Consider the following 23,814-nt stretch of genomic DNA (forward strand, 5'->3'; position numbering starts at 1 on the left):
ACTACTCAGCGTGAGGGTATATGCACTGTTGGTAGTAACTTGTGATCTTAAATGGGGCGCCGTGTCGGCCCGCCGCCTGGGCCGAGCCCGCCTTGGCAGACGAGGAATTGCGACGAGGAATTGCGACGAGCCGCTCTCCGGACGGGGCGCCCGGTGGCGGTGCCGTTGAGCCTCGATGAGCCCCCGGGAGGGGTGGCCCGCACCCCCCGTTGAAGTGCGGGCCACGATCAGGCCGGTCGCGGGTCAGGCCGCCCAGGGCCAGTGGGCGTCACGAGCGGCTTCGAGCAGGGACACCATCCGGAAGGCCGAGTCGGACAGGCCTCCGAAGGTGTGCCGGTTCGCCGTCCCCGAGGGGCCGTGCCCGGCGCGGTAGCCCTCCAGGTTCCAGGTGTAGACCGGGATGCGGTCGGGGATCCGGGCGGTCGGGTCGCCGTGCTGGTGCGGGGTGTACTGCTCGTCGGTGACGATCAGCACCCGGTCGTGATTCCTGTAGTGCCGGCGCACCGCCTCGGTGGTGTCGGTGCCGCCCAGGTTGCCGAAGCGCTCCAGGATCTTCAGCACCGATTCGCCCTTGCGGAACTCCACTTCGGCGCTGCTCGAACCGAACTCGACCAGATCGGCGTCATCCGCCCGCAGTGCGAGCGCCGTGCCGAAGATCGCCGCCGCGTCGGCCCGGGTGAGCTGGGCGCGGTCGGACACCTGCGACCAGAACATGGAGCCCGAGCGGTCGACCAGCACGAGCGTGCGGCCCGGCAGCGCGGGCACGTTGGCCAGCGAGTGGGCGAGCGCCTGCTCCAGCGGGTAGGCCCAGCGCAGCGAGGGTGCGTGCCGGTACGCGGACAGGTAGCGGAAGGGGAACTGCCGCGAGCGCGCCACCTGTTCCGGGTCGCTGATCTTCGCCGCGACCTTGGCGGCGACCTCGTCCGAGACCCCTGCCTCGTCGAAGTTCCGCAGGTTGCGGACCAGCGCCATCGCGCCCATGGACGGGATCACGGCCTCCCAGGCCGCCTTGTCCATCGGGCCCTGCAGCCAGCCGGCCAGCGCCTCCCAGGTGACACCGGCCGCCGCCAGCCGCTCGACGCCGTCGGGCGCCGTGACGACCGCGCGCCGCCGGTCGACGGGGAGCGCCATCAGCTCGCGATGGGCGGTGAGCACCGGGAGGGACGCGGGCGGTACGGCGGTGTCCGGGTTGTGCCGCCGGTCGAGGGCGTACCGGAACAGCTCGCCCTGCCAGGGCTTGTCCGGATCCGGCGCCGCGTGCACCAGGTTGAGGATGTCGCCGAAGCGGTAGCCCTTGGCCGCCGTGTCGTACTTGAGCAGCGACCTGGCGTGGTACAGGCGTCGTACGGCGTCGGCGATGCCGCGCTTGACGGGCTTGGGGACGGCACGCCCGTAGGTCGCCGTCCAGTAGGCGAGCAGTTCCCCGGGCTCGTCCGGGCGCTGCAGCACGGAGTCCACGACCTGCCGGTTGGACGGGCCGTCGGTGGCGCCCGCCGTCAGCCGGGCGTGCACGTACTCGGCGGCGCCCACGATCGAGGCCGTGCGCATGCTGCCCTCGCCGCGCAGCCAGCCGAGCAGGCCGGCCGTCCAGGCCGGGTCGGTGACGGCCAGGTCGCGCACGAGGCGGGTGAACCGGTCGTCGCGGTCGGCGCCGCTCTCGTAAAAGGTGTTCTGCGAGACGAAGTTGGAGACGGCCAGCAGGAAGAGCTCCGAGCGCGGGTCGCGCTCCTGGCCCTTGCCGCCCTCGTAGGTCCGCAGGATGCGGCCGGTCGATGTCACCGCCGACTTCAGCTGTGCTTTGGCGGCACGCGTGTTGAATCGCGCCATGATGAATTCCCCCGAATTCACGATCGGTTTCGGAGGGAGGCGCAGCAAATGGAGGGTGTCCGAGGTCAGGGGTCGGCGACGGAACAAAACAGCTGCTCTACCGCTGAGCTACAGCACCCGCTAAGTGCTGACGGGATTCGAACCCGCGACCCGCTGTGCCCGAAGTATCCGCTGCCTGCGCACCGGACACCCACCATGAGCTGCGCCTCCCGAGATCAGATCGGCGGCGGTCGTGGATTCTCTTCGCGAAAGAAGTAACCGCAGCCTGCGCACCGGGAGGTGCATGAAGTTTTCGGTGTCCAGAGATCGAGGCCGGCGGAACCGACGATGGTGCTCTGACCCCTGAGCTACACCGGCCCGGAGAGCCGGTGGCGGGACTCGAACCCGCGGCCTCCCCATGAAGAGTGGAAGTAGGTCCTGCCTGTCGCACCTGGACGAGGATCACTCTAGGAGGAGAGCCGCGGGGCGGGCGAGCGAATTAATCACCGCGCGGAGGTCAGTCGCACTTCTGGCGCTTCCAGGGCCCCGTGACGGCGAGCATGATGCCCGGGGTCTGGATGTTGGCGAACAGGGTCCGGCCGTCGGGCGAGAAGGTGACGCCGGTGAACTCGCTGTACTCGGGCTCGTCCGCGGTGCCGATGTTCAGCTCGTTGCGCGCGATCGGGTAGGTGCGGCCGCTGTCGGTGGCGCCGAACAGGTGCTGGACGCCCTCGCCGTCCTCGGCGATGACCAGGCCGCCGTACGGGGAGACCGTGATGTTGTCCGGGCCGTCGAAGGCGCCGTCCTCGGACGGGTCGGGGTTGACGCCCAGGAGAACCTTGAGGGTCAGGGTGCGGCGCCTGGGGTCGTAGAACCAGACCTGGCCGTCGTGCTGGACGGGGCTCTCCTCGCGGGCGAAGGAGGAGACGATGTAGGCGCCGCCGTCGGCCCACCACATGCCCTCCAGCTTGCGGGCGCGGGTGACCTGGCCGGTGGTGAACTGCTTGCGCACGGAGACGGCCCTGGCGTCACGGTCGGGGACGTCCACCCAGTCGACGCCGTAGACGGTGCCGGTCTTCGTGGCGCGGGACAGGTCGTCGACGAACTTGCCGCCGGAGTCGAAGCACTTGAAGGCCTGCAGGACGCCCGCGTCGTCGGCGAGGGTGCGCAGCCTGCCGCGGCCGTGGTGGAAGCCGGCGGGCGGGGTCCAGCGGTAGAGCAGGCCGTTGGGACCGGAGGCGTCCTCGGTGAGGTAGAGGTGGCCGCGCCTGGGGTCGACCACGACGGCCTCGTGGGCGTAGCGGCCCAGGGCCTTGACGGGCCGGGGGCCGCGGTTGGCCCGGCGGTCCTCCGGGTCGACCTCGAACACATAGCCGTGGTCCTTGGTGAAGCCGTTCTTGCCGGCCTTGTCCTCGGTCTCCTCGCAGGTCAGCCAGGTGCCCCACGGGGTGCTGCCGCCCGCGCAGTTGGTGGCGGTGCCGGCGATGCCCACCCATTCGGCGACCTCACCGCCGCGCCGTACCTCGACCACGGTGCAGCCGCCGGCCGCCGCCGGGTCGTAGACGAGGCCCTCGGTCAGCGGGACCGGGTGCGGCCAGTCGGCGCGGGCGCCGGCCAGTTCGTGGTTGTTGACGAGCAGCGTGGTGCCGCGCGGGCCCTCGAAGGTGGCGGTGCCGTCGTGGTTGGACGGCGTGAACTCGCCGGACTCCAGCTTGGTCTTCCCGCTGTAGGTGATGATCCGGTACTTGAAGCCGGCGGGCAGCGCGAGGATGCCCTGCGGGTCGGGGACCAGCGGGCCGTAGCCGACTCCGTGGTGCCCGTGGCCGTGCGCCGACGCGCCGTCCGCGCTCTCGAAGTCGTCGGAGGCGGCCAGGGCGTTGGGAGCGGTGGCGAGGGCGCCGACGCTGCCCGCCAGCGCGACCCCGGCACCGGTGATCGCGGATTTTCTGGCGAAGTCCCTGCGGGTGAGCGACATGGTGTCTCCTGTGACGGTGAGCGTGCCGTGGAGGGTGGCGGACCTCGTTGCGGCGCTCACGCTCCCGCCGCCTTTTGAACAGGAGTTGAACACGCGGCTACTTCGGAGACCCCTCTTCCATGAATCCGTATGCGCAGCACCATGGCCGAATAAAAATCCGGCCATGTCTTCTCCCACGGTCACCGCCCGCCGTGCCGCCGCGACGGTGCTCACCCGCGGGGGGCGGCGGACCGGCAGCACCGACCGGCAGCACCCGACGGACCGGCAGCACCGACCGGCAGCACCCGGCGGACCGCTCAACCCCCTTGCTGCGAACGGGCCTTGAACGCGGCCTTCCGCGCCTCTTTCGCCACCTTCTTGTCCGGATGCAACCGCCCCATCGCCTCCAGCACGTCCGCGGTGGCGGGGTGCTCGACCCGCCAGGCAGCGGCGAAGAACCCGCTGTGCTGCTCGGCCAGTCCCTCGACCAGCGCCTGCAGCTCCTCCGAGTTGCCCTCGGCGGCCAGTTGCGCGGCCACCGTGTCGATGGTCAGCCAGAACACCAGCTCCTGGGAGGGTGCGGGGACCCCGGAGGTGCCCCGCTCGCTCAGCCACACCCGGGCGAGCCCGCCCAGCTCGGGATCGTCGAGAACGTCCCGCAGGGCGGGCTCGGCCTCGACGCCGACCAGGGACAGCGCCTGCTGGCAGCGCAGCCGGCGCAGCGGCGCCCCGGCGTCGGTGCCCCGCGCCGCCGTCAGCAACTCCCGGGCCGCGTCGAGCGGTTCGCGCAGGGTCAGCCACTGCTCGGTCTCGGCGCGGGCGGCCAACTGCCCGAAGTGCGCGGTGCCGTCGAGCAGCGCGTCGGCGCCCTTGCCGGCGAGCTCACCGACGGCGGGCGCCTCGAAGCCGGCCTCCAGCAGCCGGGCCCGCAGCCCGTACACCCCGAGCGGGGTGAGCCGGACCATGCCGTAGCGGGAGACGTCGGTGTCGTCGACCGGCGCGGCGGGCTCCTCGTCGGCGTCGGCCATCAGCGCCTCGTCGACGGGCTGGTACGCCACGAGCCCGACCGGCTCCAGCATCCGGAACTGGTCGTCCAGACGCATCATCGCGTCGGAGACCTGCTCCAGGACGTCGTTGGTGGGCTCCCCCATGTCGCTGGGCACGATCATCGAGGCGGCCAGGGCGGGCAGCGGCACCGCCGTCTCGCCGGGGCCGTCCTCACTGACGGTCAGCAGGTAGAGGTTGCCGAGGACGCCGTCGAGGAACTCCGCCTCGGCCTCCGGGTCCCAGTCGAGTGACGAGAAATCGACCGTGCCGCCCTCGTCCAGGCTGTCGACCAGGTCGTCGAGGTCGGGCACGCTCGCGTCCGCGATGACGGTCTCCAGGGCGGCGAGCCAGACGGCGAGCACGTCGTGCGGCGAGCCGCCGGTGAGCAGCGCCAGCTCCTCGCCGGCCGCCACGGTCCCGGCCTCTTCGTCGGTGATCTCGACCAGCCCGGCGTCCACGGCCGCCCGCCAGGCCTCGCTCGCGTACGCGGCGGCGTCGTCCCCGCTCAGTCCGAGCAGTTCGGCGGCGGCCGGCAGCTGCTCCTCGGCCAGTTCGCCGCCGGCGTCCACCCGGGTCTCGGGCCCGGCCCAGCGGGCCAGGCGGGCGGCGCGGGAGAGCAACGGCGTGGACAGCGCGGCGCGCGCCAGCTCCGCTTCGGGGTGCAGCCGTACGGGCGGCAGGGGGGAGCTGTCTGACATCGGCTGGTTCTCCTCGGACCGTGAACGGACTCGACCGCTCAGCCTAGACGGATTTCCACCCATGCCACCCGGTTCATCTCCGCGTCGGCGGCTGTCCATGGCCGAAACCTTGACAACTCCCCGCGGCAGGCAGGAGATTGACGCGCGTAGAAGTTGGGGGGACAACTGTTCACTCTTTTCTACGCGTGTCACACAGGGCTACGAGCCCTGCACGCTCCCGTTACGTCCTCGTCCCGGCGCTCACGCATGTCCCCGGAGGGATCCCTTGCCGAGCAGGTCTTCCGCGCGCCTCGCCGCGCTCACCGTCGCAGCCGTCTGTTCCGCCGCGTCGGCCGTAGTCCTCACCTCCCCCGCGCACGCCGACTCGGTGCGCATCCATGACATCCAGGGTGCGACCCGAATATCGCCGTTCGCGGGCCAGAAGGTCACGGACGTCCCCGGCATCGTCACGGCCACGCGCACCTACGGCTCCTCCAGAGGCTTCTGGATCCAGGACCCGACCCCGGACGACAACCCGGCCACCAGTGAGGGCGTGTTCGTCTTCACCAGCTCCACGCCGAAGGTCGCGGTCGGCGACTCGGTCACGGTGACCGGCACGGTCTCCGAGTACGTCCCGGGCGGCGCCTCCACCGGCAACCAGTCGCTGACGGAGATCACCAAGCCGGTGATCACCACGGTCTCCACCGGCAACGCGGTGCCCGCCCCCGTGGTGATCAATGCCCGGTCGGTGCCGAACCGGTACGCCCCGGCGGGCGACACCGCCGCGGCCGGCTCCGTCAACGGCCTGGCGCTGGACCCGGCGAAGTACGCCCTGGACTACTACGAGTCCCTGGAGGGCATGAACGTCCAGGTCGCCGACACCCGCGTGGTCACCGGCACCGACCCGTACAGCGAGCTGTGGGTCACGGTGAAGCCGCGCGAGCACCGCACCCACCGCGGCGGCACGATCTACGGCTCCTACGACTCCCAGAACACCGGCCGGCTGCAGATCCAGTCGCTGGGAGCGACCGCCGACTTCCCGAAGGCGAACGTCGGCGACACCCTGGAGGGCGCCACCACGGGCCCGCTGGACTTCAACCAGTTCGGCGGCTACACCCTGGTCGCCGGCAAGCTCGGCACGCTGAAGAGCGGTGGTCTGCAGCGCGAGACCACGCACAAGCAGGGGCGCGGCGAGCTGGCGGTGGCGACCTACAACGTCGAGAACCTCGACCCGTCGGACGCCACCTTCGACCAGCACGCGGCCGCGATCGTGAACAACCTGCAGTCGCCCGACATCGTGTCCCTGGAGGAGATCCAGGACAACAACGGTGCCAAGGACGACGGCACGGTCGACGCGAGCCAGACCGTGAACAAGCTGATCGACGCGATCGTCGCGGCGGGCGGCCCGAAGTACGACTGGCGCTCGATCGACCCGGTCAACGACCAGGACGGCGGCGAGCCCGGCGGCAACATCCGCCAGGTGTTCCTGTTCAACCCGCAGCGGGTGTCCTTCGTGGACCGCGCGGGCGGCGACTCCACCACCGCCGTCGGCGTCACCAAGGTGCACGGCAAGGCCGAGCTGACGGCCTCCCCGGGCCGGATCGACCCGGCGAACGCGGCCTGGCAGAACAGCCGCAAGCCGCTGGTCGGCCAGTTCGTCTTCCGGGGCAAGACCGTCTTCGTGATCGCCAACCACCTCATCTCCAAGGGCGGCGACCAGGCTCTGACCTCGCAGTACCAGCCGCCGACGCGCAGCTCGGAGGTCCAGCGCCACGCGCAGGCGACCGAGGTGAACGCGTTCGTCAAGGACATCCTGTCCGCGCAGAGGAACGCGAACGTCATCGCGCTCGGCGACATGAACGACTTCGAGTTCTCCGGCACCGCGAAGATCCTCGAAGGCGACGGCGAGCTGTGGTCGGCGATCAAGTCGCTGCCCAGGAGCGAGCGGTACACCTACGACTACCAGGGCAACGAGCAGGTCCTGGACCAGATCCTGATCAGCCCGGCGATCCGGCGCGGCTGCGACTTCGAGTACGACAGCGTGCACATCAACTCGGAGTTCAACGACCAGATCAGCGACCACGACCCGCAGGTGCTGCGGTTCCGCCCGTAACGGCGCAGCCTCGGCTCAGGACTGGCTGAACACGCCGTTCAGCCAGTCCTGCCAGGCGCTCTCGTCCGCCTCGGCATCGGCGTCCGGCGCGAAGTCGTGCACGCTGATGCCGACCGGGGCGCCCCAGTGGCCGCGCCCGAAGAAGCGGACGAGGGCGTCGTCGGTGCGCAGTCCGATGAAGTACGGGTTGCGGTAGTCGACCACCGCGTCCAGGGTCCGCCCGCCGGGCCCCCGGGCGCTCACCTTCGCCCCCTCGCGCACGCCGTCCGGCAGGCCGAGGGCGCGGCCCACGGCGGCGAGCGCCTCGGGCGTCTGCGAGGCCGCGGGTCCCTGCAACTGCGCGAAGACGACCGGGCGGGGCGCGAAGTGCGTCAGGTACTCGCGCAGGGTGTGCAGGTAGAAGTCGGTGTGCTTGCTCGCGCCGTCGTACTGGTTGTCCCAGTCGTCGGTGAAGATGCCGCTGTGCACGTAGCGCACCCAGGCGCGGCGGCCCTCGTCGCGCGGCTCGATGGTGTAGTCGAGCTGGTTGACGGACTGGACCGGGAAGCCGACGTCCTCGCTGCGGCTGGTGTAGTGGTGGGGCGGGTCCCAGGCGGTGACGGTGGACCCGAAGGGCCCGATGCCGCCCACCCGGGGCTCGGGCGGGTCCATCGGCCACAGGTAGCCGCCGGTTCCGGTGGTGACGGCCTCCCACACCTTCTCGGGCGGAACGTCGACCTCGAACTCGCGGGCGATCTCGAATTCCTTGGACATGGTGGAGCTCTCCTGCTCGAAAAGGCTTACTGGGGGTCGGGGCCCGGCTGGTCCTTCACCGTGGGGTGGAGGGCCACGACGATCCGGTGGTCCCGGCCGCCCTCGGTGTCGGGGGCGTCGTACTTGCGGATCAGGGCGCTCACGCCGGCCGTCAGCTCCTGCACGAAGGCCGCGCGGTCGGCGGCGGAGGCGAAGCGGACCTCGCCGTCCAGGGCATAGGTCGCCAGCCGCTTGCGGGCCTTCGTGGCACCGGTGATCAGCGCGCCGACGTCCCGCACCAGGCGGGCGCCGAGTGCGAGCAGCCAGCGTGCGGAGAGCTGGTCACGGAAGCGGTCCGGGTCCGGCTGCACGGCGGCGAGGGCGGCCGGTGAGATGACGTACGACGCGGCGGTCGCGCGCATCAGCCGCTCGGTGACGTTGCCCTTGCGGCGCTCTCCGGCCAGCTCGACCAGGCCGTGCCGCTCCAGCGCCTTGAGGTGGTAGTTCACCTTCTGCCGGGGCAGCCCGACCTGGCCGGCCAGCATCGCGGCGGAGGCCGGCCCGGCGGCCAGCTCGGCGAGCAGCCGGGCTCGTATCGGGTCGAGCGATACGGCTGCGGCCTCGGGGTCCTCGATCACGGTCACGTCCAGCATGCGCCCACCCTCCCACCGAAAACTTTTCTTGTCCAGGAGGGGCAAGCTGTCGGCTGGAGGATGGCGACCTGCCCCCGGACCGCCGGGAGGTCGGGTGAGGTCAGTGGTGCCGGCGGCGCAGCACGCCCACCGTGGCGAGGGCGGCGGCACCCGCCGCGCCCGCGACCACCAGGGGCCGCGGATGCCGCAGGGCGGCCTGGGTGGCGCTCGACCGCAGCTGTACGGTCATGGCGCCGGCCTTGTCCCTCAGATCGGCGGCCCGGGTCAGCGCCCGGCCCTTCACGTCGGCCTTGCCGAGCCGGCTCCTGGCCTGCTCGATCTGGTGCCGCAGCTCGTCGGGGCCCTTGGCGCCCGAGCCGTGCGGGATCCTGTGCGTCATCGGTGTGCCCTTTCCCTGATCACGTCCGGCTGGACGCATCGATCGCGTCCGGCTGGACGCATCGGTCACGTCCGGCTGGACGCCTCCGACCGCGGCGTCCGCCTCCTCTCCTCACGGAACTGCGGGTACCCCGGCCGAAGACCGTCAGCCCCTCTCCGCGCCACCGGCGCCGCGCTCGCCGAGATGTGCGAGTTGGGTCTGGAACCAGTCCAGACGCGCCTGCAACAGGGCCGCCTCGGCCACGAGTTCGGGCACGCCGAGCTTCCCGTCGGCCGTCAACCCGGCGGACGGGGCCGCCGCGGCACCGCCGCCCGCGACCACCCGCAGCCCCTGACCGGCCAGCCGGGCGAACCCGGCGAGCGAGAGGGACGTACGGCCGCGCACACAGCCCGCGCAGACCGGTTCGAGCACCCGCCAGCCGGGTCTGCCCCAGCCGGCGTCGGCGAACCCGACCGCGGTGGCACCGCAGGTGCACGGGCCGGCGGTCGCCGTGCGCACCCGCTGCCGGGCGTAGCGGAAGCCGCGCTCGAAACGGATGTAGGCACCGATCACGGAGACTTCGAGCAGGACCGCGGCCCGGTGCTCCGCCGTGCACAGCAGGGCCTCCGCGGCCGCGCGGTCGTGCACACAGTGGAAGCCGCAGTCGCACAGGCGCGCGGGCGGGCGGTGCCTGCGCCCGTAGACGCAGGACGCGTCGTCGAGCACGCCGTACGGCAGCGCGCCGCCCAGTGACACACCGGTGAACCCGGCCCGGGTGCCGTCCTGGGACAGCACCGGGTGAGCGATCTTGTAACCGGTCGGCGGCTCCGTCGGGCGTTCCACCGGGAGCCGCAGCCTCATCGGGCCGCCGGTACCTCTTCGCGGGCCGGCTCGGCCGGTGCGGTGAGGCTGATCTCCTCGGGGAGCTGCGGCTCCTCCTCGTGGACGAGCGGCCGCTCCTCGGCGACTCCGGTGGCCAGTGCCTTGCCGAGCTTCATGGTGCCTCCCATGACCGACGTCGATGACCGTCCAGGCCCATAGTGACCCATGAAGGGCCGAGTTGGACACAGGACCGTCGGCCACCCACTCACCTCATCAGCAATGCTTAACAATATATCGTAGAAGATTTAAGTAGAGCTACATTGTGGTTCCGCCGAGACTACCCCCATGACGAACCGACGCAAGCCCTTCGGCCGCACCCTGTGCGCGATGATCACCCCGTTCACCGAGGCGGGCGCGCTCGACCTGGAGGGCGCCCGGCAGCTGGCCGGCCATCTGGTGGCACAGGGCTGCGACGGGCTGGTGCTGAACGGCACCACGGGCGAGTCGCCGACCACCACGGACACGGAGAAGGCGGAGCTGATCGCGGCCGTCCGGGAGGCGGTCGGCGGGGACGTCGCGCTGGTGGCGGGCGTCGGCACCGCCGACACGCGGCACACGATCGACGGAGCCCTCGCCGCCGAGAAGGCGGGCGCCGACGGCGTGCTGGTGGTGACGCCGTACTACAGCAGACCACCGCAGGAGGCGGTGGAGGCGCACTTCCGCCGGGTCGCCGACGCGAGCGGGCTGCCGGTGATGCTCTACGACATCCCGGGCCGCACCGGCACCCGGATCGCGCCGGAGACGATGATCCGCCTCGCCGGACACCCGCGGATCGTGGCGGTCAAGGACTGCTCCTACGACTTCCTCGGCGCCCAGAAGGTGCTGGCGCGCACGGAGCTGTCGTACTACGCGGGGTGCGACGAGCACATCCTCGCGCTGTACGCCGTGGGCGGGGCCGGATGCGTGAGCACGGTCGCCAACGCCGTACCGGGCCACATCGCCGCCGTCCTCGACGCCTTCGACGCGGGCGAGACGGACCGCGCGGCCGAACTCCAGCTGCGGGCCACGCCGTTCATCGAGGCGATGATGGACGCGGGCCTGCCCGGCACGGTCACCGCCAAGGCGCTGCTGCCGGAACTCGGCCTGCCCGCGGGCCCGGTGCGCGCACCGCTGCTGCCCGCCGGCCGCGAGACGACCGACGGGCTGCTGGCGCTCCACCGGGAGCTGACCGCGGCGTGAGCAGCGGCCGGCGAAGACCGGCCGCCCGTGCTGCCGGGAGAAGGCGGCGTCCGGGGTCTCGCGGCCGGACGCCGTGGGACACCGGCGGAAGAAAAGATCCCGCGTCCCCGCCCACCGCCGCGCCCCACGGTGGCCGCGCGAGCCGCCCCCTGTTGTTCCTGGACATCGACGGTCCCCCACTCCTTACGCGGCCCGGCCCGAGCGCCGCCCCGAGGGTTGCGCGACGATCAGGGCCGACCTACGTCCGGCAAGACGATCGGGGCCGCCCTGCGTCCGGACCGCCCGCGGCTCCTTCGGGTGCGGCCGAACCCGTCCCACGGCCCGGGGCTGCCGTCGCTCGGCCACGAGCCGTGCCGGGCGACGACCTGGATGACCGAGGCCAACCACTGGATCGCCCCGGTCCCGGGCCTGCCCCGACTGCCGCACGCCGACCCCTTCGCGAACCCGCCCCTTCGCGAACCCGCCCCTTCGCGAACCCGCCCCTTCGCGAACCCGCCCCTTCGCGGGCCTGCCCCTTCGCGGGCCTGCCGCTTCGACGCCGGCCGAGGCCGCGGCAGGGCTCGTGACACGGCTGTGACAGTCGGCGGACACCGCCATGACGTCACCTAAGCAAACTCTAAGAAAGAGGGCGAAAAGCCAATATTCGGACATTTAGCCCCCTGCTTTCGACGATGCGAGCAGCGACACCATGCCGACCCGCCGAAGGACGTCCCATGAGCCTCATCGCCAACACCTCCCAGGCCGAAGCTCCCGCACTGGCTCCGCGCGAACGGGAGACACTCCACCACATCGCCGCGGGGCGCACCTATCTGCAGACGGCCCGCCACATGGGACTCTCCAAGCACACGGTCGACGCCTACCTCCGCCGCATCCGGGCCAAGCTCAACATCAACAGCACGGCCGAACTGACGCGACTCGCCATCTCCATGGGTCTGTGACGAGGAGCGGGACGACCGACGGCAACCGCGCTCGGGGCGGCTGCCGTCGGTCATTTGTGCCACCTGCGCCACTTGCCACTTGCCACCTGCCACCTGCCACCTGCCACCTGCCACCTGCCACCTGCGCCATCTGCGCCGACCACGCCGGCCGTGTCGTCTGCGTCAGTTGGGGCTGATGCTGCCGATGTGACTCTTGTTGCTGAAGTTTCTTTTGTGATGATGGCGGTGGTTGTGGAGGTTGTGGCGGTTCGAGCGAAGTGCAGGGTACGGCGCCCTGTCGCGTACGGTCCGTATCGCGCCAGATGCCGGAGGGCCGCCATGGTCAACGAAGGAGACCTATGGTTAAGTTTCGCCTCACCAGGTCTCTAAACCGCAGGTCAGTGGCGTGAGGCGGTTGGTCCCGTCCTGATCTGTGCCGACGACCACAGCAAACGGCGCGCGCGTAGGCTCATACTGAGTCATGACAAAGCCCGCTGCACCCAAGCGTCATCTGCCTACCAGCCCCTTCAAGGCCCCGGTCACACCGACTCCCAAGCACTTCGCCGTGGGCGACCAGGTCACACACGACATGTACGGCCTCGGTCGAGTAGTCGGCATCGAGGACGGAGTCGCGGCCCTCGTGGATTTCGGCTCGGCGCAGATGCGGATCTTGAGCCCGTACGCCAAGATGACCAAGCTGTAGGACCGCAGTGCCCGGTCACGGCACACCAGGCCCCTTCCGGGGCCCGCCACGAAAGAGAGTCCTCTCATCGATCTGACGTCGCTGTTCTCCGCCCTGGAAGGGCAACCCCGCTGCTCCGCGGCAGCATCGCCGCCCCCGGCGACCAACCCCTTCCAGGCCCCTGACTTCGGGGAAGACGAGACCTTGCCATCCGAGGACGCACAGGAGCCCGACTCGGGCATACGTGCGACACGACGCAAGGCAGCGTAGCCCCGCGAATGACGGCGGCCCCGGCAACTGGCCGCGGGCCGTCTCCCGTACTGCGGTGCGGGGTGCGACCGGGTCAGTTTCCGTCCCGTTCGGCCCCGTTCACCATCGTTCGGACGAGACCATGTGCCGGGTCCTTCCCGCAGCCAGGCCATCCATGAACGCAGGTGAACGGCTCTGTACGCGCTCCGCCCGGCACCGGACTCCCGAAGTCGCTCCGCCCGACCATGCGCCGGCGTGCACCCAGGGGGTGTTCATGAGCGACCGGGACGTGCTCGCACACGAGCCGATGTGGACCACTGAGCGCGATCGCTGGGAGCTCCACCAGTCCGGCGCGGGCTACCTGCCGATCCTGAGGGTGACGCGCCCATGGCCGAACTCATCTGTGATGACGGCCTGGCAGACCGGGTGATCGCGAGAATGCTTGCCGCGGGCGTCGCAGCCGTGGCCCCACCCGACCAGGCAAGGGCCGGCTCAGGAGGTAGACCCTCCTGAGCCGGCCCTTTGCGTTGTTCGGCTCGGTGCCACGTCTCCCAGCTTGGGCCGGCCGTACTCAGGCCGTTGACCAGCAGGGATGGAAGGTACCGAGCCGTTGGCCGGCGACGGGGACTTAGTTGCCGCCCGTCGGCTGCACCACTGCCGCCAGGGGCTCGCTGCCTCCCATGTCCAGCCGGAACGGAGGGTACTTGTCGGTCAGGAGGTACACGTAGACGAGCACCCTCAGCGTCCAGCGCAGCATGCCCACGAGGACGTCGAACAGAGCCCGCGGGTACCTCCCCGTGAACAGCAGGATCACCACCGCGATCTGGGAGAGCAGGCCGATGAGTCCGGAGGAGAACGGATTGTAGTGATCGAAGTGCCGGTACCCGCTCCAGCCGCCGTACATCAATATCGTGACCACCAGCAACTGGGGGATGACCAGCAGCCACTTGACCAGGACCAGCCCCCGGGACAGCCGCTTGGGATAGGCGAGATCGACGCGGATCGGGTAGTCGGGAACGTCCTTGAGGGTGAACGGCGGATACCTGTCGGTGGCGAGCACTGCGGAGGCGTAGTAATTGACCCGCGTGTTCCAGCGTATGACGCCGACGTTGAAATCGAAGAGCGGTCGGGGGTATCTGCCGGTGATGAGGATGCTGAAGAACGCGACGATGCTCAGCAGCAGGAACGCGATCCACAGGAAGAACAGAACGATGTAGTGCGGGGTGGCGAGGGCCCACTTCACCAGCCACTTCCATCGGGTGAGCCGGGGATCCAGGGTCGCTTCGACGCTCAGGGGATGTACGGAGGTGGGAAGCATCGCTGCCACATCCTTTCTTGTACGAGTAGGGGGAAATGTGTCCCGTAAATCGCATCCTCAGGACTGTTCCGGACGGTGCGGGCGGGCCACTGGCTCGCTGTGAGCCGTGTTCCAATTGAGCCCCGGCGATCGAATCGCGTCATGCCCCTGGAGTGCGTGGCAGGAAAACACGTGACTTGACGGAGGGCGGCTGACGGGATACGCAGGTCACGGCCACTCGGCCCGGATCAGGCCGGGGCTCCCGGCCGGTCCCTTGAACGTCCCTGTTCGGATGGCCGCGCGGGCGGCGTGGAAGCCCCCGGTCACCGGCGCGGAGGCCCCCAGTCACCGGCGCGCATGCGCGCTCGGCCTGGCCAATCACCGATCTCACCGATATCGGCGATCTCACCGATGCCAACCTGTCAAGCTACGACGTTCCGTGGCATGACGTGAGGCTCTCCGGTCGGCTTCCCTGGATATGAAATTCCTCAGATTCGGGTGAGACTCAGGACCGTGTCATTCGGTGCCGCTGCTCTGACGCCGGCCGGAAATCTCCATGGCCGACTCGCGCCCACTCTGAGAACTTTGAGAAAGCAAGTGGGACAGGAGATTGAGATTCCGATGCAGATCCTTATCATCATTACCGCTGCTATCACTGCTGTATACACCAGCGTCGCCTATATGCGGTGCGCCTCGGCATACAGTCAGGAGCAACCCATACCCCTGGTGTTCCGCAGCCTCGGATATATTCCGCTCCGGGTAGAGCTGATCTGCTGCCTGGCCTGGTACGCAAGCGGGCTTCTGCTCTGCTTCACCATGCCGACATGGCTGGGCGTGGCCATCTACTGCACAGCAGTGATAGTCCCATGGGAACTGATGCGCCGACGCCACAACCACCGAGTCGGAAAGCCTGATATCCACACCCGACATCAATGACGGCGGACGCACGGGGACGCCTGCGAACCGGCTGACGTCCCGGCCCGGGCAAGAAGGGCCACCGGGGGGCGTACAGGGGCCCACCGGCGCGCAAGGCAGCAACCGGCCCCCGGCCCCGGGGCGCACTCCTCACGGAATGTAGCCATACACGATCAACCCGACTGCGACGGCAGTGCCGCCGGCCCGCAACCACTCGGCCTGATAAAGATGCGGCCGTGGGGATACCCCGTCCGGCCCGTGCGCCGCGGACGCCGATGCGTCTACTCGTAGGGTGCCCACTCCGGTGGCAATGTGGAAGATGTGAAAGCTGGGGACAGCTCGGCCGGTGTACGGCAGCCGCGGCGGTCAAGCCGCGCCTTGCTCCTCATTCCCCTCGTCATCATCGTAGTGATCACGACAGTCGACCAGCTGAGCCCGGAGGACATCCATCTCGGCCCGCTGCTCGTGATCGCCCCCGCCGTCACCGCCACGTTCGCCGACGCACTGCTGACGGGCCTGATCGGCTTCCTGTCCGAAGCGGCAGAGGCAGACATCGGCTGGCACTTCGGCGTGCTCTTCACGCGCACCGTGCTGGTCCAGATCCTCGCCCTGGCGGTGCTGTCAGCCCTGTGCGTGTGCTTCTGCGTGATGCGCGAGCGACGCCAACGCCAGCTGGTCCAGGTGCGGTCGGTCGCCGAGGCCGCGCAGCACGGCCTGCTGTGGCCGCTGCCGGAGCGGATGGGCCCCGTGCGGATCGCCTGCCTGTATCTGGCCGCCGAGGACGAGGCGCAGATCGGCGGTGACCTGTACGCGGCCACCCGCATCACCGGCGGCGTGCGCGTCATGATCGGAGATGTGCGCGGAAAGGGCCTGTCCGCCGTCGGCGAAGCCGCCCTTCTGCTGGGGGCCTTCCGTGAGGCCGCCCACCGGCACGCCACTCTTCCCGATCTGGCGGCCACCCTGGAGCACAGCGTGACCCGCTACCTGGCCGACTTCGAGCCTGCGGCAGAGGCCGGCGAGCGGTTCGCGACCACCTTGCTGCTGGAGCTCCTCGACGACGACCACGTCGTCCGGATGATCAGCTGCGGGCATCCCCCTCCCCTGCTGCTCAGCCCGGCCAACGCCCTCACCGTGCCCAGCCTGCACCCCGCGCCGCCCCTGGGAGTCGCGGAAACGGGACCGGATGCGTACACCATCGACATGGCTTCCTTCGAGCCCGGCGACACCCTCCTGCTCTACACGGACGGCGTCATCGAAGCCCGCGACGCCCACGGCCGCTTCTACCCCCTGGAGACGCGGGCCGCCCAGTGGAACAGGACCGGCCCCGAATCGCTGCTCCACCACATCCGACGCGATCTGCTGGCCCATACCCGCGGACGCCTCAGCGACGACGCGGCTCTCGTCGCCCTTCACCGCCACCTCGACAGCCATGGACAGCGCCGCCACGGCCGCGTCATCCGCGCCGGCGGGTTCGGACACACCCCGTGAACCACACGGTTGCGAGGGCGACCAGCCGGACTCCGCCGACCTGCCGCCCGTCGGTCGCCACAACCGGGGACGGGAAGCAGGTCTCTTCGGGGTGTGCTCACCGACCGAACCTGACCGGAGCACCATCATGAAGAACACCGCCGGTCTCCTGACCGGCGGTATCTACGACGTCGACTCCGGCACCAGTCTCTTCCTCGATTCAGGCGCCCCCTCATCCCGACGCCCAGCCTCGCTCCTGAAGCGGGTGCCGCGGGTTCGGATCCTGCCGGGGCCGCACCGGCGGAACCACGGTGACGCGCTGTCCGACCCGTGTCAGCCTGTGGACCCGTTCGGGACACCCGGTTCGGGCAGCAGTCGGGCGCTGAGACGCTCCGAGCTCGGCCAGCGCACATCGTGGGCCCAGCGAAGCTTCTCGAACACCCAGATGAGGCGTGCTGCCGGGTCGAGCTGGCCCGGCAGCACGCCGTGGCGCGCGGCCGTGGGGTCGGCGTGATGGGAGTTGTGCCAGCTCTCGCCGAAGGACAGCAGTGCGAGCGGCCAGAAGTTGGTGGCCTCGTCCCGGCTGGCGAAGGGTCGCCTGCCCGCGACGTGGCAGATCGAGTTCACCGACCAGGTGACATGGTGCAGCAGCGCCATCCGTATCAGGCCGGCCCAGAAGAACCCGGTCAGCGCACCGGTCCAGGTACCGGTGACGAACCCGCCGACAAGCGCCGGGGTCAAAAGCGAGACGGCGGTCAGCGGTGCGAAGAGCCGGCCGATGAGCTGCAGATCGGGATCGGCGACGATGTCGGGCGCGAACCTGGCCCGGTTGCTCAGTTCACGCTTCAGCATCCACCCGATGTGCGCGTGGAGAAGTCCCTTGAGCAGCGCGCGTGTGTCGGTGCCGTAGCGCCAGGGCGAGTGCGGGTCACCCTCGCGGTCGGCGAAGGCGTGGTGGCGCCGGTGGTTCGCCACCCACTGGACCGGCGAGCCCTCGACCCCCAGGGAGCCCGCGACGGCCAAGGCGATGCGCAGGCCCCGCCGAGCCTTGAACGAGCGGTGCGTGAAGAGACGGTGGTAGCCGACCGTGAGGCCGAAGCCGGACACGAGGTAGGCGACCACGGCCATGCCGATGTCCAGCGCGGACAGACCCCATCCCCATGCCAAGGGCACCGCGATGATCAGACAGATCATCGGCCCGACGACAAAGGTCCACATCGCGACCGCCGCCGCGGCCGTCTGAGGGGCGTCGAGCAGCGGCTTGACTCCGGCCTCGGTATCGGCTTCGTGTTCGGTGACGGTCTGTTCGGTACGGTCGACGTCGCTCGGCTTCATCGGTTCCTCACCATCGCTCAAGCCTTTCCGGAGCCGGTGCCGGACCGACCTGGCTCACGCGGCCGTGCGTTGTCCAGCGCGCTCGGCGGTCCGGGGCCCACCATCGCACCGGGCGGCATCAGCACAGGTCGTCACGCATGTCCGGGGCATGAACGTCGCAGGACCGACTCACCGTTGCTTCCGGCAGGAGTCCTGGTCCCCGTCGGGGCCGTTGCTTCCGGCAGGAGTCCTGGTCCCCGTCGGGTGCGGGACGGACGGGACCGCCGACGCCGGTGCCGCCCTCGCGTGTACGGCGGTCGGCGGCGATCACTTCGGCGACATCCCACGCCGACGTCGACGGGGCCGGACGGAGGCATACGTCAGCGCCCCCCCGGGCGATAGCCGGACCAGCCCGACGACGGCGCCGGGAGCGGGGGCGGGTGTAGAACGCACTTCTGCTGCGGTGTCGTGCACGAGCGCCCTCCCGGGCCGTCCTGGGGCCGTGGAAGGGCGCTCGATGGTGACCGACGTCGACCATGGCCAACAGCTCAGCGGCAGGCCAGGACGTTGATCGATGAGGCGGCCGCAGGTCACGGCCGCCGTGGGTCAGTTGTGGGCGTGCAGGATGTCGTTCAGGCCGCCCCAGACCGCGTTGTTCGGGCGGGCCTCGACGACGCCGGTGACCGAGTTGCGGCGGAAGAGGATGTTGGAGGCCCCGTTGAGCTCGCGGGCCTTGACGATCTGGCCGTCGGGCATGGTCACGCGGGTGCCCGCGGTGACGTACAGGCCGGCCTCGACCACGCACTCGTCGCCGAGCGCGATGCCGACGCCCGCCTCGGCGCCGATCAGACAGCGCTCGCCGATGGAGATGATCACGTTGCCGCCGCCGGACAGCGTGCCCATGGTGGAGGCGCCGCCGCCGATGTCCGAGCCGTTGCCGACCACGACGCCCGCGGAGATCCGGCCCTCGACCATGGAGGTGCCGAGCGTGCCTGCGTTGAAGTTGACGAAGCCCTCGTGCATGACCGTGGTGCCCTCGGCGAGGTGCGCGCCCAGGCGGACCCGGTCGGCGTCGGCGATCCGCACGCCCTTCGGGGCGACGTAGTCGGTCAGGCGCGGGAACTTGTCGATCGAGGTGACCTGGAGGTGCAGGCCCTCGGCGCGGGCGTTCAGCCGGACCTTCTCCAGGTCGTCCACGGCGACCGGGCCCAGCGAGGTCCAGGCGACGTTGGCGAGGAGGCCGAAGATGCCGTCCAGGCTCTGGCCGTGCGGCTTGACCAGGCGGTGCGAGAGCAGGTGCAGGCGCAGGTAGGCGTCGTGCGTGTCGATCGGCTTCTCGTCGAGCGAGGAGATGACCGTACGGACCGCGACCACCTCGACGCCCCGGCGGGCGTCCGGGCCGACCGCCGCGGTCGCGCCGCTGCCGAGCAGCTCTACGGCCTGCTCGGCGGAGAGGCGCTCGGTGCCGGAGGGGCCGGGCTCCGCGACCAGCTCGGGGGCCGGGAACCAGGTGTCGAGAACGGTGCCGTCGGAGGCGAGGGTGGCGAGGCCGGCGGCGACGGCGCCGGTGGTACGAGAAGCAGTGTCGGTCATGTAGGAAACCTAACGTGGGGGAGGTCGTGGGGGCGAACCCGTACGGGGGACGTCTCACGTGCCGGGCCAGGGTTCAGGGGATCACCCGAGCCAGCACGGAGCGCGCGTACTCCTCGTCGTACGAACCGCCCGTCAGCAGCACCTGAAGACAGATGCCGTCCATCAGCGCGAGCAGGGCCCGCGCCGTGACCGGGTCGGTGTGCCGGGCGATCCTCGCCGCCGCCTCCTCGGTCCACTCGGCCGCGACGGGGCGCAGCGCGGGCCGGCGCAGTGCGGCCAGATACAGCTCGTACTCCAGCTCCACGCCCGTACGGTCGCCGCCCAGCCACTCCCCCAGCGCCCGGGCGAGGTCCGCGGCGAGATCGCCCCGGCCGTCCTCGCTCTCGGGGGCCTCAGGGTCCTCGGGGGCTTCGGAGGCTTCGGGGGCTTCGGGGGCTTCGGGGGCTTCGGGCAGCCGCTCGGCCAGCACCCTGGCGAACCCCTCGTTCGCCTGCCGCAGCGCGGCCACCATCAGCTCCTCCAGGGTGGCGAAGTGGTAGGTGGTGGAGCCCAGCGGCACGTCCGCCTCGGCCGCGACCGAGCGGTGGCTCAGCCCCGCGATGCCCTTGCTGCCGACCACCCGGATCGCCGCGTCGATGATCCGCTGCCGCCGCTCGGGATCGTGCCGGCGGGGCATCAGTGCGCACCCCCCATGTTGAGCACCACCACTCCCCCGACGATCAGCAGGATCCCGGCGACCTTGGTCACGCTCAGCCCCTCCCCGAACAGCAGCAGGCCGAGGACCGCGATGGCCGCGGTGCCCACCCCGGACCAGATCGCGTACGCCGTGCCGATCGACACGGTCTTCAGGGTCCGGGCGAGCAGAGCGAAGGCGACGACGTAGCCGAGGGCCGTCACGAGAGAGGGCCAGAGCCGGCTGAACCCCTCGCTGTACTTCATCGCCGTCGTCGCGGCGACCTCGGCGGCTATGGCGCCGGCGAGCAACAGGTATCCCATGTGTACAAGCGTACACAGTGCTTGCGTACGGCCGTACACATCGCACGTTCCCCTTCACGGGCCCGGCGTTCCCGCTCGTGGACGCGCCGGCCCGAACACGCGGAAGCGGCGGCACCCGTCAGGCCGGGTGCCGCCGCTTCCCGCACGCGGAGGTGTCAGACGTTGAAGCCGAGCGCCCTCAGCTGCTCACGGCCGTCGTCCGTGATCTTGTCGGGGCCCCACGGCGGCATCCAGACCCAGTTGATGCGCAGCTCGTTGACGAGGCCGTCCGTGGCGGACTTGGCCTGGTCCTCGATGACATCCGTCAGCGGGCAGGCCGCCGAGGTCAGGGTCATGTCGATCGTCGCGATGTTCGCGTCGTCGATATGGATGCCGTAGATCAGGCCGAGGTTGACCACGTCGATGCCCAGCTCGGGGTCGACGACGTCGTACAGCGCCTCGCGGAGTTCTTCCTCCGAGGCCGGCTTCATCTCAGCGGTCTCGCTCATGCTGTCTTCCTTTCGGCGTCGGCGCCACCCAGCACCTGGGCCGTCGCGTCCTTCCACGCCATCCAGCTCAGGAGGGCGCACTTGACCCGGGCGGGGTACTTGGAGACACCGGCGAACGCGACCGCGTCCTCCAGGACCTCCTCCATCGCGTCGTCCGGCTCGATGCGGCCCTTGGACTGCATCAGCTCCAGGAAGGTCTCCTGGATCTTCTGCGCCTCGGCCAGCTCCCTGCCGACGAGGAGCTCGTTCAGGACGGACGCCGAGGCCTGGCTGATGGAGCAGCCCTGGCCCTCGTACGAGACGTCCTTGATCGTCGTTCCGTCGTACTTCACGCGAAGGGTGATCTCGTCGCCGCACGTCGGGTTCACGTGGTGCACCTCGGCGTCGCCATCCCTCAGACCACGCCCGTGCGGGTTCTTGTAGTGGTCCAGGATGACTTCCTGGTACATCGAGTCCAGCTTCACCTGTCAGGCCCCTCAGCCGAAGAAGTTCCGTACGTGCTCCAGACCGTCGACCAGAGCGTCGATCTCGGCCGGCGTGGAGTACAGATAGAACGACGCTCGTGTGGTCGCAGGAATTCCGTAGCGCAGGCAGACGGGCCGCGCGCAGTGGTGGCCGACGCGCACCGCGATGCCCTGCTCGTCGAGGACCTGGCCCACGTCGTGCGGGTGGATGTCACCCAGCGTGAAGGAGATCGCCGCGCCCCGGTCCTCGGCCGTGGTCGGGCCGATGATCCTCAGGTCGGGCACCTCGGCCAGCCGCCGGACCGCGTACTCGGTCAGCGCGTGCTCGTGGGCGAGGACCTTGTCCATGCCGATCGAGTTCAGGTAGTCGATCGCGGCACCGAGGCCGACCGCCTGGGCGACCGGGGGCGTACCCGCCTCGAACTTGTGCGGGGCCGGGGCGTAGGTCGAGGAGTGCATCGACACCGTCTCGATCATCTCGCCGCCGCCGAGGAACGGAGGCAGGTCCTCCAGCAGCTCCTGGCGGCCCCACAGCACGCCGATGCCGGTCGGGGCGCACATCTTGTGGCCGGTGAAGGCCACGAAGTCGGCCTGGAGGGCCTGGACGTCCAGCGGCATGTGGGGCGCCGCCTGGGAGGCGTCGATGCAGACCAGGGCACCGACCTCCTGGGCGCGGCGCACTATCGTCTCGACCGGGTTGACCGTGCCCAGGATGTTCGACACCAGCACGAAGGAGACGATCTTCGTCTTCTCGGTGATGATCTCGTCGATGTTGGACAGGTCCAGGCGGCCGTCGTCGGTGAGGCCGAACCACTTCAGCTTCGCACCCGTGCGCTGCGCGAGCAGCTGCCACGGCACGATGTTGGAGTGGTGCTCCATCTCCGTGATGACGATCTCGGTCTCGTGGTCCACCCGGTAGGGCTCGTCGGCCCAGCCCAGCATGTTCGCCACGAGGTTCAGCGATTCGGAGGCGTTCTTGGTGAAGATCACCTCGTCGCGGCTCGGCGCGTTGATGAACTCGGCGACCTTGTCACGCGCGCCCTCGTACAGCGCCGTGGCCTCCTCCGCGAGGACGTGCACGCCGCGGTGGACGTTGGCGTTGTAGCGCTCGTAGTACTCGCTCAGGGCGTCCAGCACCTGGCGCGGCTTCTGCGAGGTCGCCGCGTTGTCCAGGTACACGAGCTTCTGGCCGTCGTGGACCTGGCGGTCCAGGATGGGGAAGTCCTTGCGGATCGCCTCGACGTCGAGGAGGCCCGGCAGCTGTGTCACGCGGATGCGCCACCCTTCGTGTAGGCCTCGTAGCCCTCGTCCTCCAGCTTGTCGGCGAGCTCGGCGCCGCCGGACTCGACGATGCGGCCGCCGGAGAAGACGTGGACGTAGTCGGGCTTGATGTAGCGCAGGATGCGCGTGTAGTGGGTGATCAGCAGGGTGCCGACCTCGCCGGTCTCGCGGACGCGGTTGACGCCCTCGGAGACGATGCGGAGCGCGTCGACGTCCAGGCCGGAGTCGGTCTCGTCGAGGATCGCGACCTTCGGCTTGAGCAGTTCGAGCTGGAGGATCTCGTGGCGCTTCTTCTCACCGCCGGAGAAGCCCTCGTTGACGTTGCGCTCGGCGAAGGCCGGGTCCATGTTGAGGCGCTCCATGGCCTCCTTGACCTCCTTCACCCAGGTGCGCAGCTTGGGGGCCTCGCCGCGGATGGCGGTGGCGGAGGTGCGCAGGAAGTTGGAGACCGAGACGCCGGGGACCTCGACCGGGTACTGCATCGCCAGGAACAGGCCGGCTCGGGCGCGCTCGTCGACGGACATCTCCAGGACGTCCTCGCCGTCGAGGGTGACGGTGCCGCTGGTGATCGTGTACTTCGGGTGACCCGCGAGCGAGTAGGCGAGGGTGGACTTGCCCGAGCCGTTGGGGCCCATGATGGCGTGCGTCTCGCCCTGCTTCACGGTGAGGTCGACGCCCTTGAGGATCTCCTTCGTGGCGTTGTCGGCCTCGACGGTGACGTGCAGGTCTCGGATTTCAAGCGTTGCCATG

At 70.0% G+C, this 23,814-nt stretch carries 22 protein-coding genes; 5 read left to right on the top strand and 17 right to left on the bottom strand.

Annotation, left to right across the window (positions count from 1 at the left end):
• Nucleotides 1–243 precede the first annotated feature (243 nt).
• From ACZ7P3_RS16845 to ACZ7P3_RS16855, 3 genes are all read right to left on the bottom strand, one after another.
• The gene (locus ACZ7P3_RS16845) at nucleotides 244–1,827 is read right to left on the bottom strand and encodes a vWA domain-containing protein (RefSeq protein WP_472082258.1); all 1,584 of its coding nucleotides are present in this window, start codon (nucleotides 1,825–1,827) and stop codon (nucleotides 244–246) included.
• Nucleotides 1,828–2,323: 496 nt separating this feature from the next.
• Nucleotides 2,324–3,781, bottom strand: coding sequence for an alkaline phosphatase PhoX (locus ACZ7P3_RS16850; RefSeq protein ID WP_472082965.1), 1,458 nt, complete (start codon nucleotides 3,779–3,781; stop codon nucleotides 2,324–2,326).
• 296 nt (nucleotides 3,782–4,077) lie between these two features.
• Nucleotides 4,078–5,505, bottom strand: coding sequence for a hypothetical protein (locus ACZ7P3_RS16855; protein ID WP_472082260.1), 1,428 nt, complete (start codon nucleotides 5,503–5,505; stop codon nucleotides 4,078–4,080).
• A 265-nt stretch (nucleotides 5,506–5,770) separates the two neighbouring features.
• On the opposite strand from ACZ7P3_RS16855, the gene ACZ7P3_RS16860 reads away from it, so the two are divergent.
• Nucleotides 5,771–7,597, top strand: coding sequence for an endonuclease/exonuclease/phosphatase family protein (locus ACZ7P3_RS16860; protein WP_472082262.1), 1,827 nt, complete (start codon nucleotides 5,771–5,773; stop codon nucleotides 7,595–7,597).
• 15 nt (nucleotides 7,598–7,612) lie between these two features.
• On the opposite strand, the gene ACZ7P3_RS16865 is transcribed toward ACZ7P3_RS16860, so the two are convergent.
• The 5 genes from ACZ7P3_RS16865 to ACZ7P3_RS16885 all read right to left on the bottom strand — a co-directional run bounded on the left by ACZ7P3_RS16865 (nucleotide 7,613) and on the right by ACZ7P3_RS16885 (nucleotide 10,338).
• Nucleotides 7,613–8,350: an SRPBCC family protein gene (locus ACZ7P3_RS16865; RefSeq protein ID WP_472082264.1), complete on the bottom strand. Its 738-nt coding sequence runs from the start codon at nucleotides 8,348–8,350 to the stop codon at nucleotides 7,613–7,615.
• Between the two features lie 26 nt (nucleotides 8,351–8,376).
• On the bottom strand, nucleotides 8,377–8,982 hold the full coding sequence (locus ACZ7P3_RS16870; RefSeq protein WP_472082266.1) for an ArsR/SmtB family transcription factor: 606 nt from the start codon (nucleotides 8,980–8,982) through the stop codon (nucleotides 8,377–8,379).
• 100 nt (nucleotides 8,983–9,082) lie between these two features.
• Nucleotides 9,083–9,361, bottom strand: a complete 279-nt coding sequence (locus ACZ7P3_RS16875; RefSeq protein ID WP_472082268.1) for a hypothetical protein — start codon at nucleotides 9,359–9,361, stop codon at nucleotides 9,083–9,085.
• A gap of 144 nt (nucleotides 9,362–9,505) precedes the next feature.
• A complete protein-coding gene (locus ACZ7P3_RS16880) occupies nucleotides 9,506–10,201 on the bottom strand; it encodes a hypothetical protein (protein WP_472082270.1) in 696 nt (231 codons plus the stop codon).
• The gene (locus ACZ7P3_RS16885; protein WP_472082272.1) at nucleotides 10,198–10,338 is read right to left on the bottom strand and encodes a hypothetical protein; all 141 of its coding nucleotides are present in this window, start codon (nucleotides 10,336–10,338) and stop codon (nucleotides 10,198–10,200) included. Before ACZ7P3_RS16885 ends, ACZ7P3_RS16880 begins: the two co-directional genes overlap by 4 nt.
• 169 nt (nucleotides 10,339–10,507) lie before the next feature.
• Between ACZ7P3_RS16885 and dapA the strand changes: the two genes are divergently transcribed.
• The 3 genes from dapA (at nucleotide 10,508) to ACZ7P3_RS16900 (ending at nucleotide 13,021) form a co-directional block, all read left to right on the top strand.
• The gene (gene dapA, locus ACZ7P3_RS16890; RefSeq protein WP_472082274.1) at nucleotides 10,508–11,401 is read left to right on the top strand and encodes a 4-hydroxy-tetrahydrodipicolinate synthase; all 894 of its coding nucleotides are present in this window, start codon (nucleotides 10,508–10,510) and stop codon (nucleotides 11,399–11,401) included.
• Between the two features lie 713 nt (nucleotides 11,402–12,114).
• The gene (locus tag ACZ7P3_RS16895; RefSeq protein WP_472082276.1) at nucleotides 12,115–12,339 is read left to right on the top strand and encodes a response regulator transcription factor; all 225 of its coding nucleotides are present in this window, start codon (nucleotides 12,115–12,117) and stop codon (nucleotides 12,337–12,339) included.
• Between the two features lie 460 nt (nucleotides 12,340–12,799).
• Entirely contained in the window at nucleotides 12,800–13,021 is a 222-nt protein-coding gene (locus ACZ7P3_RS16900) for a hypothetical protein (RefSeq protein ID WP_472082278.1), read from the top strand.
• Nucleotides 13,022–13,877: 856 nt separating this feature from the next.
• On the opposite strand, the gene ACZ7P3_RS16905 is transcribed toward ACZ7P3_RS16900, so the two are convergent.
• Entirely contained in the window at nucleotides 13,878–14,567 is a 690-nt protein-coding gene (locus ACZ7P3_RS16905) for a DUF4389 domain-containing protein (protein ID WP_472082280.1), read from the bottom strand.
• A 1,215-nt stretch (nucleotides 14,568–15,782) separates the two neighbouring features.
• On the opposite strand from ACZ7P3_RS16905, the gene ACZ7P3_RS16910 reads away from it, so the two are divergent.
• Nucleotides 15,783–16,949, top strand: a complete 1,167-nt coding sequence (locus ACZ7P3_RS16910; RefSeq protein WP_472082967.1) for a PP2C family protein-serine/threonine phosphatase — start codon at nucleotides 15,783–15,785, stop codon at nucleotides 16,947–16,949.
• A gap of 312 nt (nucleotides 16,950–17,261) precedes the next feature.
• Here the strand turns inward: ACZ7P3_RS16910 and ACZ7P3_RS16915 are convergent, their stop codons facing one another.
• The 8 genes from ACZ7P3_RS16915 to sufC form a co-directional block, all read right to left on the bottom strand.
• Nucleotides 17,262–18,263 (bottom strand): acyl-CoA desaturase, encoded by a 1,002-nt coding sequence (locus tag ACZ7P3_RS16915; RefSeq protein ID WP_472082282.1) that lies wholly within the window; start codon nucleotides 18,261–18,263, stop codon nucleotides 17,262–17,264.
• Nucleotides 18,264–18,848: 585 nt separating this feature from the next.
• Entirely contained in the window at nucleotides 18,849–19,835 is a 987-nt protein-coding gene (gene dapD, locus ACZ7P3_RS16920; protein ID WP_472082284.1) for a 2,3,4,5-tetrahydropyridine-2,6-dicarboxylate N-succinyltransferase, read from the bottom strand.
• A 73-nt stretch (nucleotides 19,836–19,908) separates the two neighbouring features.
• A complete protein-coding gene (locus tag ACZ7P3_RS16925; protein ID WP_472082286.1) occupies nucleotides 19,909–20,511 on the bottom strand; it encodes a TetR/AcrR family transcriptional regulator in 603 nt (200 codons plus the stop codon).
• Nucleotides 20,511–20,831: a DMT family transporter gene (locus tag ACZ7P3_RS16930; protein ID WP_472082288.1), complete on the bottom strand. Its 321-nt coding sequence runs from the start codon at nucleotides 20,829–20,831 to the stop codon at nucleotides 20,511–20,513. The genes ACZ7P3_RS16925 and ACZ7P3_RS16930 overlap by 1 nt, the downstream gene beginning before the upstream one ends.
• Nucleotides 20,832–20,986: 155 nt before the next feature.
• Complete coding sequence (locus ACZ7P3_RS16935) at nucleotides 20,987–21,319, bottom strand: metal-sulfur cluster assembly factor (protein ID WP_031166063.1); 333 nt, start codon at nucleotides 21,317–21,319, stop codon at nucleotides 20,987–20,989.
• Entirely contained in the window at nucleotides 21,316–21,783 is a 468-nt protein-coding gene (sufU, locus tag ACZ7P3_RS16940; protein WP_472082290.1) for a Fe-S cluster assembly sulfur transfer protein SufU, read from the bottom strand. The genes ACZ7P3_RS16935 and sufU overlap by 4 nt, the downstream gene beginning before the upstream one ends.
• A gap of 12 nt (nucleotides 21,784–21,795) precedes the next feature.
• A complete protein-coding gene (locus ACZ7P3_RS16945; protein ID WP_472082292.1) occupies nucleotides 21,796–23,052 on the bottom strand; it encodes a cysteine desulfurase in 1,257 nt (418 codons plus the stop codon).
• Nucleotides 23,049–23,813, bottom strand: a complete 765-nt coding sequence (sufC, locus tag ACZ7P3_RS16950) for a Fe-S cluster assembly ATPase SufC (RefSeq protein WP_472082294.1) — start codon at nucleotides 23,811–23,813, stop codon at nucleotides 23,049–23,051. Before sufC ends, ACZ7P3_RS16945 begins: the two co-directional genes overlap by 4 nt.
• Nucleotide 23,814 lies beyond the last annotated feature (1 nt).

This window comes from Streptomyces sp. NPDC107581, assembly GCF_055657175.1.